This window comes from Paenibacillus chartarius (assembly GCF_042432825.1).
In the GTDB taxonomy this organism is placed as follows: domain Bacteria; phylum Bacillota; class Bacilli; order Paenibacillales; family NBRC-103111; genus Gordoniibacillus; species Gordoniibacillus chartarius.
In genome coordinates, this window is sequence record NZ_JBHLWN010000046.1 from 15,580 (window position 1) to 33,143 (window position 17,564).

Sequence of the window (17,564 nt, forward strand, 5' to 3'; positions counted from 1 at the left end):
GCGATGATCACCTGCGACGGACTTGTCAAAATCTACAAAACCGACGACCTCGAAGTCGTCGCCCTGCAGGGCCTCAACATCCAGGTCGATCAAGGGGAAATGATGGCCATCATCGGCAACAGCGGCTCCGGCAAATCGACGCTGCTCAACATACTTGGCGGGCTCGACCGACCGTCAGCCGGGCAAGTACGCGTCGGCGATTGGGATTTGCTCAAGATTACCGATAAGCAGCTCGTCGAGTATAAGCGCAGCACGGTCGGGTTCGTCTGGCAGAACAACGCCCGGAACTTGATTCCGTTCTTGTCGGCGCTGGAAAACGTGGAGATGCCGATGATGCTGAGCGGCACATACGACCGTGAATACGCCAAGCAGCTGCTCGATTGGGTCGGCCTCGGCCACCGGCTGCACAACAAGCTGCATCAGCTGTCCGGCGGCGAACAGCAGCGGGTGGCGATCGCGATCTCGCTGGCCAACAAGCCGAAGCTGCTGCTGGCCGACGAGCCTACGGGCTCGGTCGATACGCGGACGGCGGATCTCATCATGGACATCTTCAACCGCTTCAACAAGGAGCTGGGCGTGACGATCGTCATCGTTACCCATGACCTGACGATGGCCGGCAAAGTCGGCCGCGTCGTGGCGATCCGCGACGGAATGACCTCTACGGAGTTCATTAAGCGCAACCCTAACCTCGATCTGCGCGGAGGCGAAGAGCGCAGCTCGGTATACAACGTCCATGAAGAGTATGTCGTCCTCGACCGCGCCGGCAGGCTTCAAGTGCCGAAGGAATATTTGCAGAAGCTGAACATCAGCGGTAAAGCTTCCATGGAATTCGACGGAGAACAAATCGTCATCAAACCACCTAAATCAATTGAAGGAGCGTAATGATTCATGAAACCTGTTGCTCGTAGAATGGTGTCGACCGGCCTGGTGCTGGCTTTGACCGTACCGCTTGCCGTCGCTTGTACGAAAGCGGAGAACAAGGAAACCGAAGGAGAGCGCACACTCCGGATTGCAACGACGATGTACGGCGGCGGCGAAGGCGAGAACGAATATTTCCGCCAGCAATTCACGGAAGTTTTCGAATACGCTAACCCGAATATTAAGCTCGAATTCGTCCCGGTTATGGATAACAGCAGATTTATGTACGGCGGCGCTCCCGAGCCGGGCGAGAAGATGCCGGATCCCTATGAGAAAATGAAGGAAGTCATGCAGGGCAGCAATCCGCCCGATGTCGTGATGGTCGACTTCGGCCAGCTTCCGGATCTGGTTCAGAACAACATGCTCTCTCCGCTTGATCCGATGATTCAGAAGGATAAGTTCGATACGAGCGACTACGTGCCGGCTGTGCTGGACGGTATTAAAGGTGCTGCAACAGACGGCAAGCTGTACGCGCTTGCGCCAACATTCAGCTCCTCGGCCCTCATCTATAATAAGAAGCTGTTCCAGGACGCGGGCGTCGAATTCCCGAAAGACGGCATGACATGGCAGGAAGTGTTCGATCTGGCCAAACGCGTGACGAAGCCTGACGGCGATAAGCCGGTCTACGGCTTCAACTTCAATACGGGCTCGGGCGGCGATATTTTCTGGTCGACGCAAATGTACAGCCAGCCGCTTCAGCTGCGGATGTGGGACGACACGGGAGAGCACATGACGGTCGACTCCGACCAGTGGGAGAAAGTGTGGAGCACGATCATTCAGCTGCAGAAAGATAAGGTGATGCCGGAGGCGATCGATTACAGCCAGCCGGGCAATCGCGCCAAAATGATGCAGCCTGACCAAAACAACCCGTTCGCCTACGACGACTTCATGTCCGGCAAGCTGGCGATGTCCGTTGTGTATTATGGCTGGCTTCCGCAGCTCATTAATGCGAACAAGAATGCAGCGAACATTAAAGGGTATAACCCAATCGAATGGGACGTCGTGTCGATGCCGTCGCATCCCGAAGCGCCGGGCGTGAGCGGTCAAATTTATATGAACGGCATTATGGGGATCAACGTGAAAGCGCATAATCCCGACGATGCCTGGAAATTCATCAAATTCATCAACGGCGACGACTGGGCGCGCCTCAAATCGGGCAGCTCCGGGCAGCTCGTGTCGCGGAAGAAGCATATTAAGGCGCCGGGCGGCGCGACCTTCAACATCGCTGCTTTCTACAACACGAAGCCGGTAGCGCAAAATCTGAACGATTACAAGATTGCCCGCGAGAATCCGAACATCTACAGTGTCCAAGGACTTGCGCAGCAAAACTTTATGTCGGCTCTGCAAGGGAAAATTTCGGTCCGGGACGCGCTGAAGAAATGGCAGACGGACGGCGATGCGATGCTCAAGCAATTGAAGGAGAATCCGACCGCGCCGATCGGGCCTCATGGAATTTCTGCAGAGCAGTAGTCGGCATCAATTACATCAACCTGATAAAGGAGCACACATCATATGAAACGAATTGACCGCAGCCGGAACCAACGATCCGTTCTTTTGTCCGTTGCCTTGTCCGCAGCTCTGATGTGTACGGCTCTGCCGACCGCGTATGCGGACGGCGGGGCTGCCCCTGTGGCAGCGGCAGCTTCGCTCGGCCGCGTCGACCTGAGCGGCAGCAGCTTCGTCGAAGTGAAGCGTGTGAATATGCTCGCCGACCAGAACGGCCGCATCGTCACCTTCACCTTAAGCGTCACGAACAACGACACCAAGGACATCTCGTTCGTCGATTATTGGGTACGGCTGATGACGAAGTCCGGCGCGCAGTTTACCGTCAAGCTGATGCCGCAGGACAAAGACAAGAACACGATTCCGGCCGGATCTACGAAGGAGCTGTCGTTTTACTCGACGGTTAATGAGGGAACTTCGCTGACAGACTTGAAGATCCGGGTGATCAAGTGGGATTTCTCCGTCGACAGCTTCGAGCGTACGCTCGGCGAGGTCGAGGTTCCCGCGAATTTCACCAATGTGGCGGCGGCGGGAGCCGCGCTGGAGACGAAGCTGGCGGGAACGAATACGAAGCTGACTGTCAGCAAGTTCACTCTCGGCAAAAATGAGAAGTACAGCCTGCCCGCCATCACGCTCGTTCTGGAAAATGCCGATGCGCACAGCTTGACGGTTCCCGCTTATCAGTTTGCCGTACGCGCGCAGGACGGCAGCATGTACCCGCTGGAAGCGAAGGGGCTTAAGGATCTGGTCGTAACGCCGCAAGACAAAAAAGAGGTGACGTTATCGGGCAACGTGCCTGTATCTGTCCCGACGGACAACTGGCAGCTGGTCATTACGGAGAATGTAACCGACTTGAAGCGCAACATTCCGGTCGCAGCATTCCAGCTGCCGGCCGTCGCGATTCAGGATGGCGCCGAAGCGGGGAAAGAAGTGCAGTTTACCGACGAGCACGGACTGTATACCGCCAAGCTGAACGGAATTTACCGGCTTCCCTGGGAGGATCAGGACATCATTAGCGCCGATATGCTTATCGCTAATAAAGGGACGTCGGATTCATTGCCGATTCCCCAGCTTTCCGGGTATTTTCTGCTCGACGGAGCGGTGAAGGTGGAAGCAAAGGTCATAACTCCGGCCAAGGTACTCGGATTGTCGAACGGTGCAGCGGTCGGCATGCAGATGGCGGCGAAGATACCGTATACATATGAGTTCAGCAAGGTCAAGCTCGTGCTGCAGGAGAAGACGACCGATGAGAAGACGGTTGACGTTCTGGAATTCGAGACGCCGGCCGAGGTGATGAACGTTCCGATTGCCGAAGCGACTTCCACATATCAACTGGAGGATACGGGCTACCGCTCCCAGTTTTCCATTGATAATGTGAAGACGTATGAAGGCAAATCGACCGAATTGCTCGCGGCACAAGTCGTCGTGGAAAATAAAGAAAAGCGGTTCGCGAATATAGCTAAGCTTCTTGCCCACTTCCGTACTGCTGACGGTACCGTGTATCCGGCAACTGTTGCCGAAGTGAAGGATAAGGTCGGACCCGGGGAGAAGGCACTGCTTACGGTCTATAGTATTCTTCCGAAAGGCGTTGACAAGAGCGGGATGAACGTGCTGCTCGGCGAAGCGGTTACTGACGGCAAGCTTGGCAGCGACGGCGACAAGGGAACGGGCAGCACCGACACGGGTACGGGCACTAGCGCAGCAGCGGCGGGAGCCGATATGTACATCAAACCATTCTCATTCTGGCTGCCGCAGGAGAATAAGGATGTGAAGACGCCGCTGCAGGATATTAAGCTTGGACCTTACACAATGTCGATCAGCAAGGTTGGAACCACTATGGATATTGAGAAGGGTCAGCTGGATCTGAAATTCGACTATGAAATCACAAAGGATCTGACTAAGCATGTCAATGTTGATGGGCGAAAGCTCGTCTTTGAATTGAACGATACGAACGGGTTACGCGTGATCGAATGGAGCACCGAGATGAACAAATTCGAGCCGCAGGCATCCGATACGCCGGCCACGCCGCAATCCAGTTTGCGTGTCGGCAAATATAAAGAATTCAAAATCAACCTATATAACGGCGACTTGCTGTGGAAACTGAGCTTCTTGAAGCAGTATGACCTCAATCTGTATGAAGAATTCCAAGGCCACCGACGCTTAATCGCTACGATGAAGAACACCTGGTTTGCACTATCGGACTAATTTCTCGATGATCATCTGCTCCTGATCCGTAAGGGTCGGGAGTTTTTTCCTGCTGAAGCAAGTTCTTCGGTCGTAGATGCAGATCAGCCCTCAGACGGATTTTCCGCCGCATCACCCCAGCTATAATAGCATTATCGTGCATGGACCGCTTCCTGCATATGGAAATCGCCAGTCATACGGAAGTCATACCGGCATAATATGACAGCCGTCACCGTGAAGTCGTGACTGTCTTCACCTTACGGCAGCGAGGCGGGACGCTATAATGTCAATAGGTTGGAATGTAAGAGAGAGGAAATCGCAGGAGCGGGAGAGAAGAGGTGAAGGTAAGGGTGCAAAGATCACAGAAAGTTCATAACATTTTGATGCACAGAAAATGTTTGCATTTTACAATGGTGGAAAGAACGTACATATCGATCTATCACACTTGCAATCCAGTCGTTACAAGGAAAGCGGAGGAACTAGCCTGATGAACAAATTAATTCAATTTTCAATGAAAAACGTAACAGCCATGTTCATCCTGATCATGCTGTTATTCGGCGGGGGGATGTACTCGGCTTCGTCGCTCAAGATGGAGTCTTTTCCCGACATTAGCTTCCCGGTAGTCGTCGTGATGACGCAGTATACCGCACCTCCGGAAGACGTGCTGGATCAAGTGACGAAGCCGCTGGAGAAGGCGGTCGCAAGTATTGCAGGGCTGAAAAATTTGACGTCCTCTTCGTCAGACAACTTCTCTCAGATCGTTATTCAGCTGGACAACGACAAGAAGCCGGAAGACATCAAGAAAGACGTAGAGGACTTGATCGCGAATGTCAAGCTTCCGGACAATGCAGAGAGCCCGAAGGTATTGACAGCCGGCTTCTCTTCGTCGCCGGTGTACTATTTGGCGGTTCATGGCGACAGCAATATGAGCCAGAACGATTTGAACAAGGTTTACAAAGATTCCATCGAGCCTGCGCTTACCTCGCTCAATGGTATCGACCATGTCGATTCGATCGGTAAAGCGGAAGCCACGATGACCATTAAGCTGGATGTCAATGCGCTTTACAACTACGGCTACACGCCGGAACAAGCGGTCGGCATGATCCGCAGCGCACTCGTATCGAGTCCGGCGGGTACTGTCGAGTTTGATGGCAATACCCAGATGGTGCGGGTGAAGGGCCAGCTTAATACTGTTTATAACTTGCAAAACTTACCTTTGTTGACACCAACGGGCGACTCCTTGTCATTGAAGCAAATTGCCAATATCGAGGCTGTGAATGAATCTCAATATTACGCGCGTCTCGACGGCGAGCCGGCAATCGGCGTATTGCTCTATAAGACGAAGGAGGCGAATACGGTCCAGTTCGCTGCGGGTGCGGATAAGCTGATTGAAGGCTGGAAGACGACGCTGCCGAGCGTGAAGTTTTTGAAGATTTATAATGATGCGGATTCCGTCAAAGAATCGATTAACGGTATGCTCAAGGAAGGGACCCTCGGGGCTGTACTGGCTTCCTTAATGATTCTGGTGTTCCTGCGAAACGTTCGGATGACGCTCATTGTTCTCGTCTCCATTCCGTTATCGCTCCTAATCACGCTGCTGGCCATGAGCTGGTTGAATATTACGCTGAACATTATGACATTAGGCGGCATGGTCATTGCGATCGGGCGTGTCGTGGACGACAGTATCGTCGTTATCGAGAATATTTACAGTCAGCTGGTCAAGCGTCAGGAACGCGACGAATCGGTCATTCTGTACGCGACGCAGCAAGTGGCGGCGGCCATTACATCGTCCACGATTACGACCGTCGGCGTATTCGGGCCAATTGCCTTCGTATCGGGTGTCATCGGCTCTGTCTTCCGGCCGTTCGCCATTACGATTGTCGTTGCGATCCTGTCATCTCTGCTCGTGGCTTTAACCGTCATTCCGATGCTGTCTAAACTGCTCGTGCTTCGCGCGAAGAAGCTGACGCAGCATGAAGAGAGCCATGACGGAGCGGTCATGCGCAGATATAAGGCCATTATGAGTTGGTCGCTTGAGCGTCCGAAGCGAGTGCTCGCGATTGCGTTCCTCGCATTTATCGTGTCATTTGCCGGTACGCTCCCGTTCTTGCCGATCACGTTCCTTGGCGGTGACGAGAAGCAGACACAAATGTCTTTCTCCGTCGAGATGCCTACGGGGACTTCGTTCGAAACGATGAACAACAAGGCAAAGCAGTTTGAAGAGATGATGAAGCAGGATAAGAACGCTTCCGGCCAGCCTGTGTTTAAATATATTGAAACGCTTGTCGGCTATGAATTGTTTACCGAGATCCAGTCAGGCGAACGGATCTCGAACTTGGCGACGATCCTTGCCGAAGTGAATGATACCGAGGATTCGCAAAAGGTATTCGACAGATGGAAGCAGCTCATGTTGAATGAGCTTCCTAAGGAATCGGAAGTGGGCGGCAGCGTATTCTCGGCCGGACCGCCGAGCAGCAGCGGCGCCGACTTCTCCTACGCACTGAAAGGCGATGACGTGCTATATTTGGAACAAGCGGTACAGCTTGTAAAAGCCAAGCTGCAAGAGTTTCCCGAGCTAAGCGATGTTAAAGACAGTATGGGCAGGAAAAAGAGCCAGATTGAAATTGTCGTTGACGAGAATAAAGCACGGCTATACGGGCTTAGCACGGGTCAAGTGCTTTCAACCGTGAACGGTTGGATTGCCGAAGCAGATCTGGGAGACATGAAATTCGACAACACCATGTTTAAGACTAAAGTACTCGTAGACCCCACCTTCAAAGATTCTGTCAAAGACATCGGCGATTTCACCTTCAAGACTCAATCCGGAACGGTTGTGAAGCTGAACGAAGTCGCTAAAGTAACGGAAATCGCTGCACCGGTCTCGATTCGACGTGAAATGCAGAGCCAGACGCTCACGGTCAGCGCCAAGATTAATTCCAGCGACAAGGGCGGCGTTAGTGCAAAAGTATCGGCCGCATTGGACGCGCTCGATTTGCCTGCAGGCGTTTCCCGCGAAGTGAAAGGGGTAAACGACGATATTCAGGAAGGCTTCACACAGCTGATCATGGCGATGTTCGCATCGATCTTCATCGTATATTTGATCATGGTATTGGCATTCGGCAATGCGAGCGCTCCGTTCGCCATTCTGTTCTCGCTGCCGCTTGCAGCCATCGGCGGATTGGTCGGCCTGCTCATCACGGGATCGATTCTCGACGTTACCGCATTAATCGGATTTTTGATGCTGATCGGTATCGTTGTTACGAATGCTATCGTATTGATTGATAGAGTAATGCAGCTGGAGAAAGAGGGCGTAGGTGTGCGCGAAGCGCTGCTGGAAGCCGGGGTATCGCGTTTCCGCCCGATCATTATGACAGCGGGCGCCACGGTGCTGGCATTGCTCCCGCTCGCACTCGGCTTCTCCAAAGGAACCATTATTTCGAAGGGCCTGGCCGTAGTCGTTATCGGAGGCTTGACCACTTCGACGCTTCTGACGCTTGTTGTTGTTCCGATCGTATATGAAATGATCGATTCGTTTAAAAACCGCAAGAGCCGCAAGGCCGCAAAGAAGGCCGCATCCGCGAATGCAGCCGTTATCCACTGAGGGGAAAAAGGAGAAGCGATATGACCATGCGTTCCACACGATTGATGAAGAAACCACTGCAGACCGTTGTGTTCCGCAGCGTAAAGCTGGTAAGTGTCGTCGCCTTGGCGGCGGCACTGGCGGCGGGATGCTCGCAAGCGCCGGAGCAGCCGGCACAAGCGGCTGCTTCCGAACCGCAAGTTCCTACTGTTCGGGTGCAGCCGATCGCCAAGTTGAAGATTGCGGAGCCGCTTGAGCAAGTAGCGGATGTCGTGTCCGCGATTCAGCTCGATATCGTAGCCAAATCGGGCGGCGATGTGCTGGAGATTCTCAAGAAGAAGGGCGAATACGTCAACAAAGGCGACGTTCTGTTCCGGCTTGATCCTTCCGACGTTTCACTGATGCATCAGAAGGCTGCATTAAGCAAGCGCAACTCGGAGCTAAACTACAGCAAAACAAAGGAAGACCTTGAGAATGGCAAGACCGAGGCCCGCAACGGCCTTGCCAAGCTGGAGCAGCAGCTGAAGGACTTGGAGAGAAATTATAACAAGCTTCGCAATGATTACGATGCCGGACTTGTTCAGAAGAAGCAGCTTGACGATATGGAAACGCAGATGAACAATCTGAAACTGGACATTAAGGCGGCCCGTGATAAGCTCGCTACGCTAGAGTCCAGCACGCAGCTGGAGCAGCTCCAAATTGCCGCGGAAATTGCCGGCATCGATCTGCAGCAGGCCGACAAATCGGTCGAAAATCTCGAAGTAAAGGCAGCGGCAAGCGGTGTAATCACCGACCTGAATGTAGAAGTCGGCATGACCGTGCAGCAGGGCTTCCGCGCCGGTACCATTCAGCAGCTTGACCCGATCCGGATCAAGTCCGAGCTTACGGAAGAGACCGCAAGGCTCGTTCGCGGCAAGCAAGAGCTCACCTTCTACATCCCGGGTGTTGTGGAGAAGACGAAGGCGAAGGTCAGCTACCTGGCTGATGTCATGAACTCGACGACGAAAGCTTACACGCTGGAGCTTGAAGTACCGAACTCGGAACGCAAAATCCGGCCGGGAACGAAAGCGCAAGTGCTGCTCACGGAAGAGGTCGACCAGAATGTCGTCGCCATTCCGTCGCTGAGCGTCGTTCGCGAAGGCAGCGAGACGTTCGTATTCGTCCTCGCCGGCGAGCAGGTGGAGAAGCGCAAGGTGGAGCTGGGCCGTCTGAAGGAAGCAAATCAGGAAGTGCTTTCGGGTGTTAAGGAAGGCGAGCAGATCGTCGTAACCGGCCAGCATCTGCTTAAGGACAAAGACAAAGTGCAAGTGTCGAAATAGGAGGATTACTACATGAAAAAGCTCTTACAAACAACAGCAGCCGTCGCATTGTTATCCGCCGTCATTGCCGGCTCCGCGCTTCCGTCTGCATTCGCCGCCGACACCGCAGCCCCGGCAGCAGCGGCTTCCCTGCAATCTTACACTCTGAACGACTCGCTGCAAGTCGAAATCAAGAGTGTGCTGAGTCAGCGCGTGAAAGGTGGAACCTTGCTTGGAGCGGTCGTCCGTTTGACGAACACGTCGGGCAAAGTAACTCGCGTTCCGGATTATGAAGTGCGGCTGAAAGCCGATGACGGGACTGAATATACATTACAGCCTAGTTCGACAAATGTTCCCTCGGTAAGTGCCAAATCGTCCCGCGAGCTCAGTTACATGCTGACGATCGATCGAACCGATGAAGTGAACGTTGCGAATATCGTATGGGTAGATGTTGATTATTATGTCTATCCGAAATTGGAGACCGTGAAGCTGGACGTACCGACATCAGGTGTTGTATGGCAGGGTGACGAAACCGAGATTCGTACAGCGGATGCGATCAAGAAGTGGGGGGACAGCTTTACCATTCCTTCCTTACACTCACCGCTCGTTTACACGCCTGTCGATATTGTACGCGACTACAGTGGGGAGAAGCCTGTAAGTATCGTTCAAATGCTGGTGGAAAATCCGTCGAAGGAGCGTCAAGCGCTGCCTGATCTCGCAATGGACGGCAAGTCGGCAACGGACGTTTACTTCGGTTCTTTGGTTGATAAAACTCCTATTATTCTTGAATCCGGTGAAAAGAGATACGTTCATTTCGCCATTGAAATGGAATTGGACAGCACGGAACTGCGCAGCTTAAATGTGCTTACAACCGAGCAGCATGTGACCGGGGATGTTAGTCAGCCGTTCAGAATAGGCAGAGTAAATATATTGCTGCCGGCAAAAGAAGTTGCCGGCGTGCTGCCAGCAGGTCCCAAGTACGAGTTCGGCACCCCGATCGCTTTCGACAAGCTCAATAAACTGATTCATCCGAACCTGGAAGTATCGCTCGTTGAGCTGCACGTGCAAGAGAACGAGAATGATGGCTACAAGACCGCGATCGCCAAATTTAAGCTGCTGAACAAGAGTGACCGTAATTTGCCGGTGCCGTCGTTCGGCACCCAGCTGCAGAGCGGCGACGGTTATGAATATGTCGGTTACGCGCAAAGCAATCCGGCGAAACTTATTGTCCCAGGCGCCGCAACGGCGGTCGCTTACTCGTTCACGGTGCCGAAATCTCAGCAGATCGAAGATTTGCAGCTGAGCCTGTTTGATTCCCAAACGATCAAGCCGTACAAATCGGTGATCGCAGCGGTTCATCCAAGCATTCAGGTGGAAGAGACGGAGCGGGTAACGGAGCTGAATATGTATCCGCTGAAAGTGACGATCAACGACTGGAGAGCAGTCACCAACTTCGACTTGCAGACAGGTTATACGTATAAACTGAAGTTGGATCTCGATATCGAGCAGGATGAGCAGGCGATTATCGACGCCTCTTCGCCGAAGCTCCGTTTGGAAGTTGTAAACACATCGGGCAAGTTGATTGGAGTCGTTCCCGAGTTAAGCTTTGCCGGGGTAAATGCGCTGCAGGATGGCTCGAACACGGTTAGCATTCAAGGGACAACTGAGCAGTTGGAGACTCCGTTCACAATCAATGTCTATGAATCTTTCACGAATACGAACGGTGAGCTGGCGAAACGCCTTATTAGTACATTGAAATAATAGTTTCATAGATAGAGAGAGCCCCCTCCGACCTGTGATGAAGGCTGTGAGGGGGCTTTTATTTATTCGCGTATGAGTTGTGACGGATAGCACGGGCCGATATGGTGCTTATCCGCGCAGCAGGAACGATTGATGTGCCGTCCAGGCGCCGTTCTCCGTCTGGTAGAGCAGGTGGAACCGGTCGATCCGCGATGAAAGGTCCAGCGGCTTCGCTTTAACGCTGGCCAGAACGTCATGCAGCTCGTCGCTGTTCATCTCTTGGCCAATTGTCAAATGAGGCGTATAGGAATAGGCGCGTTTCACTTCAGCGAGCTCTTCGCTGCAAATCGTCTCGTACAGACGCTTCATTGGTTCCGTATCGGATAGAGCCATGTAAACAACGTTATTCACGGGGTAGAAGGAGCTGAACCGGTTGAAATGAATCGTGAAAGGGGCTAAAGCCTCGGCGGCTCGCTCCAGCTTAGGTATCGTGTGACGCAGCTGTTCTTCGGACCAATCCTCCTTCTCGCGAATCGTGAGATGAGGCTGAATTAAGCTGTAATGAGGGTCATAGCGTTTGCGATAGCTGTTAGCAAGATCTTGTATTTCTTTGGACGGGAATACGGCGATTCCGAATTTCACGGCAATCCCTCCTCCTAACGGTATATATCGATTATAATGGAACGAGGGCGTCAAGCAAAGCCGCTACAGGTGTAGGATACCCAAGTGCAGGGCAATTCAACCATATGAGGAGATCCATCATGTCGAGGAGGAATATGAATGACGATTTCGATTGCGTTCATCGGGACAGGCTGGTTTGCAGCGGTACACGCCGATATTTTGACCAAGATGGATGGTGTGAAGTTTGCCGCGGCCTGCGGTACAAGCTTGGACAAGGCGGAGCGTTTCGCGTCCAAATACAGCGCCGCCGGCTACGATCATGTGGAACGGATGCTCGATTCGGTAAAGCCGGACGCCGTCTTCATCTCCGTACCTCCGTTCGCCCACGGCCCGATTGAAGCGGCTCTATTGGAGCGCCGCATTCCATTCTTCATCGAGAAGCCGCTGGGGCTGAATCTCGACGTACCGCGGCAAACCGTCATCCAGGTGCAGCAAAGCGGACTGCTGACATCCGTCGGTTACCATATGCGATACCTCGAAAGTACGGCAAGAGCGCTGGATATCATTCGCGGTACACGTGTCGGGATGTCACTCGGCTATTGGACGGGGACGATGCCGGGTGTCGCCTGGTGGCGGCGGGAGGAAGGCTCCGGCGGCCAATTCATTGAGCAGACGACGCATATTGTTGACCTGCTTCGATATACCGTCGGTGAGGTATCAGAAGTATATGCCGCGTACGCATCGACGATCATGCATGAACGGGAGCAGGGAGTTACTGTACCCGATGTCGGAACGGTTACGCTGAAGCTGGCGAACGGAACGATCGCCAATATTTCGAATGCATGTATGCTGCCGGTGGAGCATCGCGCCGAATTGCACATTTTGACGGAAGAGGGGGTATTGGAGCTTAGCCGGAAAGGGCTGCAGGAGCAGCGCCGCGGCACGACGATCTTCACGGAGAACCAACATAACCCCTATGAAGCCGAAGTTGAAGCTTTCCTGCACGCACTTCGTACAGGCGACCGTTCCGGCATTCGAAGTACATACGAAGACGCGTTCCGTACGCAGCAAGTTACCGTCGCAGCGTTGGAGTCCGCTCGCAACGGGACGCCGATCCGGTTATAAAATGCAAAGATCTGGATATGCTACATACAGATTACCCCTTACCAACAAGGAGGCAGCCAGCATGAGTTGGGTGTATTGGGCGAAGCTGTATGATAGCAAATTCCAGGCGGGATGTTTGGCGAAGCGCATGGAGGAAGACTGGTGGATCTACGGCTACGAGTGCCCGCAGCACGTTGAGGTGTATAAATCGCGCAAGGGCCGGTTCGGTGTCCGATATTCGCTGTAAATTAATATCTATTTTTTTCTTGACTTTTTGCTTTCAATTAGCTATATTTATGTTTGTCGCTGCTGAGACTTATTAGAAAAGCTCAGGCAGATGACGGTTACCGCGGGGTGGAGCAGCCCGGTAGCTCGTCGGGCTCATAACCCGAAGGCCGCAGGTTCAAATCCTGCCCCCGCAACCAAATCATCTTCACCCTACATGTACTGGGGGCCCTTAGCTCAGTTGGTTAGAGCGGTCGGCTCATAACCGATTGGTCGCAGGTTCGAGTCCTGCAGGGCCCATCGAACGCACAACCCTTACGAGAGTAAGGGTTTTTTCTTTTTCTAGGCATGGAATCATCCTTATGTTTGATCATCATAGAGCTTATATATGGGTTATGCTATCTGCAGCTTTGACCAATTTTGAGACGGCATTTTATTAAAGTGGATGACCTTAAACTTAAAGAAAACTTTGGGAAATGTTAGGTGGTTTATTGTCGAAATTAGTAGGAATCTTTCGAATTATGTTGAATACATGGATATTGCCAATAGATATGTGGGGGGAAAAGGATGGTAGAAAAGAAAAGAAAACTGAGCCTTCTCAGGAATCGGGGTGCTTGGAGGTTGACGACGGTTCGGATGCGCCTTATTTTGTCGTTCCTGCTGTTATTGTTGGTCCCGAGTCTTTGCGTGGGGTATTTTTCCTACGACATTGCCCATACGGAACTGGAATCAAAAATCCAATCCGCTTCCAAGGCCAATGTGGAACTGGTCAATAAGACAATCAACCAATATATCACTCCGATTATGCTCGATACCGACCTGCTGGCCAGTCAGCTCTCGGCGGCTGCGGTCGACCGCAAGGACCCAACCGCCCGCAAACTGATCGAGGGCTTTGTGGCCAAGCATCCGGAAATTGAACTGATCACTCTCGGCAATGATAACGGTTCTTGGATGAAAGCCCCAGATCCAGGCCCGCAAGACTACGATCCCCGGAAAAGGGATTGGTATATAGGCACATTGAAAAATCAAGGAAAAGTTTTCGTATCCCAGCCGTACATATCGGCTACGACGAAAAACACCGTCGTAACCATATCTCAAGCGTTTCCCGACGGCAAAGGCGTTATCGGTATGAATTTGGATCTTAAGAAGCTGGATGTACTTCTCAAAGATGTCAAAATCGGCGAGAACGGCTACATTTATTTGCTCGATACCGGCAGCAAGTATATTGTCCATCCTGCCAACGCGCCTGGAACCGCGGCCATTGGGCAGCAGTACGAATATATGCTCGATCAAGATCATGATTTTATTAAATATGTGCTTAACGGAGAACCAAAGGAAGCGTATTTTGCAACGAATGAGCTGACGGGCTGGAAGGTCGTAGGCACGATGGTCGTTTCCGAGTTCGATAGCGCCGCAAAGCCGATTTGGCAGCGTACGGTGACGGTTATCGTCGTGACCTTCATTATATTTGCCATTGTTGCATATTTCATCATCCGCAGCATTTTGAATCCGATTCGAGAGCTTCGTAACGGAACGGAATGCATTGCGTCGGGCGATATCTCGGCGCGGATTACCGTCATCCAAAATGACGAATTCGGCGCACTCGGCCGCGATTTCAACGCCATGGCGGAATCGTTATCTCAGCTGGTTGGCGAAATGTCGGAAACTTCCAGTCTGCTGGCCGCTTCGTCTCAGGAAATGACCGCGATCACGGAGCAGACGACCGTGTCTCTGCAGCAGGTCACGGAATCGCTGCAGAACGTCGCAGAAGCGGCCGGCCAGCAGTCGCGCGCTTCGGCTGAGACTTCGCTAGCTGTCGAAGAGATGGCCACAGGGATTCAGAGGATTGCGGAAGCCGCCGGGGAAATTGCGGAATCGTCGGAAAGGACGAGCCAAGACGTACAGGTCGGCAGCGCTACCATCCGGGAGCTCACGGAGCAAATGAACGGTATTTTGCAAAGCGTGAGTGAATCCTCCGGCCTCATCAGCAACCTGTCCCGGTTTTCCGCAGAGATAGCAACAATAAATACTGCGATTTCGGAGATTGCCGGGCAAACAAATTTGCTGTCGCTAAATGCTGCCATTGAGGCCGCAAGAGTCGGTGAACAAGGGAGGGGTTTCGGCGTCGTTGCCAGCGAAATCCGCAAGCTGGCTGACCAGTCCGGACGAATGGCGGAACAGATTCATACAATTATCTCGCAAATGACGGGCATGATCGCTACGACAGCCAGTGTCATGAACGATAAAGTCGTCACCGAAGTAGACAAGGGAATGACGATCACCAGGAAGGCAGGTGTGGCGTTCGTACAAATCGAACAGTCTGCCGGGCGGATAGTGGAGCAAATACACGACATTACCGCGATAGCGGAGCAAATGTCATCCGGCTCAGAGCAGGTAGCCGCTTCGATGGTGCAGATGGCTTCGTCGGCGCAGCTTTCCTCCGACCATGTGCAGACCGTCTCCGCCGCTTCGGAGGAGCAGCTTGCAGCATTGCAGGAAATTTCTTCTGCCTCGGTCCAGCTCGCCTCAATGGCTGAGCAGCTTCAGGGAATCGTCAATCGATTCAAGCGGAGCTGATCAAACAATCCCGGTTATGAAGTCTCCGAACCTGCGTGCCGTGGGTTCGGAGTTTTTGTGTGAGCTTTCATGTTTGCCGAACAATGAGAACCTGCCGAGATTACTCGGCAGGCATCGGCGCTACTTTGTTTACCCGGGTTCATGATCTTGACAATGCCACGGACACCGGTTGGTTTGTTGTTTAACTCCTCATTCCAGTATAATAAATGCAGCAACTGCTTACAGAAAGAGGATGATGGCTTGCTTACATACACCATTTTGCGTTCCGAAAACTCTCTTCATAGGCTTATAATCGGAGTTCAACCCCACCTATGAGACTATTAATCGATATGGATTCTGTCATTGTCGACCTGATGTCCGTATGGTTTGATAAATACAATGCCGACTACAACGATCATTTGTCTGTCGACGCTTTACTTTCGTGGAACACGGAGCTGTATGTCAAACCGGAGTGCGGGGAAAAAATTTATGAGTATTTGGACGAGACCGGCTTGTTTCGTGCGCTTCAGCCGCTTCCCCATGCGATTGACGTACTGCAAAGACTAAAGGCCAATCATGACATCGTTATCGTCTCAAGCAGCAGAACGCACGCCTTTTCCGACAAAGAGTTTTGGGTCGAGCAGCATTTGCCGTTTATCGGGAAAACCAACCTGATCTTTAGCCATCGCAAGGAATTGATTTGCGGCGATCTTCTCTTTGACGATGCCCCCCACAATCTGAAAGCATTCAGCGGAACGGGCAGACTGGCCGTTGCCATGGACTATCCTTATAATCGCGATGTGAAGGTGCCCAGAGTGTCCGATTGGCTGGAATTTGAAAAATTCGTCAACGAGCTGAAGGGGAGTGGCCGATGAAAGTTCAAGTAGCCATTATTGGCGGCGGACCCGCAGGTATGTCTGCAGCGATTTGGTGTAAGAGATTAAACATATCTCACATCTTGCTGGAAGAGAACGCCGTGTTAGGTGCGCAGCTGGCTTCCATCCACAATGCAATCATCGATTATCCAGGCCTTGTCACAAAGAATGGCGAACAATTTAGGCAAGCTCTCGTTAAGCATGTGGAGGAGCTTGGCTGTACTGTGGAATCCGGTGTGAAAATCGTTCATCTAGACTCCGGCAACCTGGAGATCCGGTATCAACAACATGGTCGGACGGTTACCCTTGGCGCGGAGAGTATGATCCTGGCAACGGGAACGAGCCCAAGAAAGCTGCTCATTCCGGGCGAACAGGAGATGCTGGACCGCGGCGAGACGTATTCGGCCTCTAAGGATGCCGGGCGTTTTGCCGGGCGGCGGGTCGCCGTTGTAGGGGGCGGAGATCGGGCGCTGGAAGGAGCTCTGCTCCTTTCGAAGCATTGCAGCAAGGTATATGTCATTCACCGTTCCCATCATTTTCGTGCGCGTTCCGACTATATCCGTGAAGCTGAACAAACGAACAACATCGTCATGTTGAAAAACTGCGTGCTGGAACGTATACAAGGAAACGACCGGGTAGAAAATATCATGTTCAGAAACTTGGAAACGAATGAAGTCGAGACGATCCAAGTGGACGGCGTGTTGATCAGAATCGGCGTTCAGTCTAATATCCCATTGATTCAGGAGAAGGTGAAAACCGATCCGGAAGGATACATCATGACGGATGCATACGGGCAGACCAATATTCCTGGAATATTTGCCATTGGCGATGTGTGTACGCCTCCGCTTTACAGCAGTCTGTCTAATGCAATCGGCCAAGGGATGGTATCCGTCAAATACATCCATTCGCATATCCTAAGAAGGTGAGAGCCATTCATACGTTTCAGGGCGCGTTGCCGAA

12 protein-coding genes and 2 tRNA genes are annotated in these 17,564 nt (G+C 52.5%); 13 read left to right on the forward strand and 1 reads right to left on the reverse strand.

Annotation, left to right across the window (positions count from 1 at the left end; translation table 11 throughout):
• Positions 1–3 precede the first annotated feature (3 nt).
• From ACFFK0_RS11615 to ACFFK0_RS11640, 6 genes are all read left to right on the forward strand, one after another.
• Complete coding sequence (locus tag ACFFK0_RS11615; protein ID WP_377470353.1) at positions 4–882, forward strand: ABC transporter ATP-binding protein; 879 nt, start codon at positions 4–6, stop codon at positions 880–882.
• A gap of 6 nt (positions 883–888) precedes the next feature.
• Positions 889–2,388 (forward strand): ABC transporter substrate-binding protein, encoded by a 1,500-nt coding sequence (locus ACFFK0_RS11620; RefSeq protein WP_377470354.1) that lies wholly within the window; start codon positions 889–891, stop codon positions 2,386–2,388.
• A gap of 42 nt (positions 2,389–2,430) precedes the next feature.
• Complete coding sequence (locus ACFFK0_RS11625; protein WP_377470355.1) at positions 2,431–4,626, forward strand: hypothetical protein; 2,196 nt, start codon at positions 2,431–2,433, stop codon at positions 4,624–4,626.
• 466 nt (positions 4,627–5,092) lie between these two features.
• Positions 5,093–8,206 carry an efflux RND transporter permease subunit gene (locus tag ACFFK0_RS11630; RefSeq protein WP_377470356.1) on the forward strand — a complete coding sequence of 1,038 codons (3,114 nt, stop codon included), beginning with the start codon at positions 5,093–5,095 and terminating at the stop codon, positions 8,204–8,206.
• Positions 8,207–8,226: 20 nt separating this feature from the next.
• The gene (locus ACFFK0_RS11635) at positions 8,227–9,504 is read left to right on the forward strand and encodes an efflux RND transporter periplasmic adaptor subunit (protein ID WP_377470357.1); all 1,278 of its coding nucleotides are present in this window, start codon (positions 8,227–8,229) and stop codon (positions 9,502–9,504) included.
• A 12-nt stretch (positions 9,505–9,516) separates the two neighbouring features.
• Positions 9,517–11,244, forward strand: a complete 1,728-nt coding sequence (locus ACFFK0_RS11640; RefSeq protein ID WP_377470359.1) for a hypothetical protein — start codon at positions 9,517–9,519, stop codon at positions 11,242–11,244.
• Between the two features lie 108 nt (positions 11,245–11,352).
• Here the strand turns inward: ACFFK0_RS11640 and ACFFK0_RS11645 are convergent, their stop codons facing one another.
• The gene (locus ACFFK0_RS11645) at positions 11,353–11,865 is read right to left on the reverse strand and encodes a 2'-5' RNA ligase family protein (RefSeq protein WP_377470360.1); all 513 of its coding nucleotides are present in this window, start codon (positions 11,863–11,865) and stop codon (positions 11,353–11,355) included.
• A 138-nt stretch (positions 11,866–12,003) separates the two neighbouring features.
• Here ACFFK0_RS11645 and ACFFK0_RS11650 point away from each other — a divergent pair, with 138 nt between their 5' ends.
• The 7 genes from ACFFK0_RS11650 (at position 12,004) to ACFFK0_RS11680 (ending at position 17,530) form a co-directional block, all read left to right on the forward strand.
• Positions 12,004–12,969 carry a Gfo/Idh/MocA family protein gene (locus ACFFK0_RS11650; protein ID WP_377470361.1) on the forward strand — a complete coding sequence of 322 codons (966 nt, stop codon included), beginning with the start codon at positions 12,004–12,006 and terminating at the stop codon, positions 12,967–12,969.
• A gap of 61 nt (positions 12,970–13,030) precedes the next feature.
• Positions 13,031–13,195, forward strand: a complete 165-nt coding sequence (locus ACFFK0_RS11655; protein WP_377470362.1) for a hypothetical protein — start codon at positions 13,031–13,033, stop codon at positions 13,193–13,195.
• 101 nt (positions 13,196–13,296) lie between these two features.
• A tRNA-Met gene (locus ACFFK0_RS11660) sits at positions 13,297–13,373 on the forward strand.
• A 26-nt stretch (positions 13,374–13,399) separates the two neighbouring features.
• A tRNA-Ile gene (locus ACFFK0_RS11665) sits at positions 13,400–13,473 on the forward strand.
• A 321-nt stretch (positions 13,474–13,794) separates the two neighbouring features.
• A complete protein-coding gene (locus ACFFK0_RS11670; RefSeq protein WP_377470363.1) occupies positions 13,795–15,750 on the forward strand; it encodes a methyl-accepting chemotaxis protein in 1,956 nt (651 codons plus the stop codon).
• A gap of 311 nt (positions 15,751–16,061) precedes the next feature.
• Positions 16,062–16,604 carry a 5' nucleotidase, NT5C type gene (locus tag ACFFK0_RS11675; RefSeq protein WP_377470364.1) on the forward strand — a complete coding sequence of 181 codons (543 nt, stop codon included), beginning with the start codon at positions 16,062–16,064 and terminating at the stop codon, positions 16,602–16,604.
• Positions 16,601–17,530, forward strand: coding sequence for an NAD(P)/FAD-dependent oxidoreductase (locus ACFFK0_RS11680; RefSeq protein ID WP_377470365.1), 930 nt, complete (start codon positions 16,601–16,603; stop codon positions 17,528–17,530). Before ACFFK0_RS11675 ends, ACFFK0_RS11680 begins: the two co-directional genes overlap by 4 nt.
• Positions 17,531–17,564: the final 34 nt, after the last annotated feature.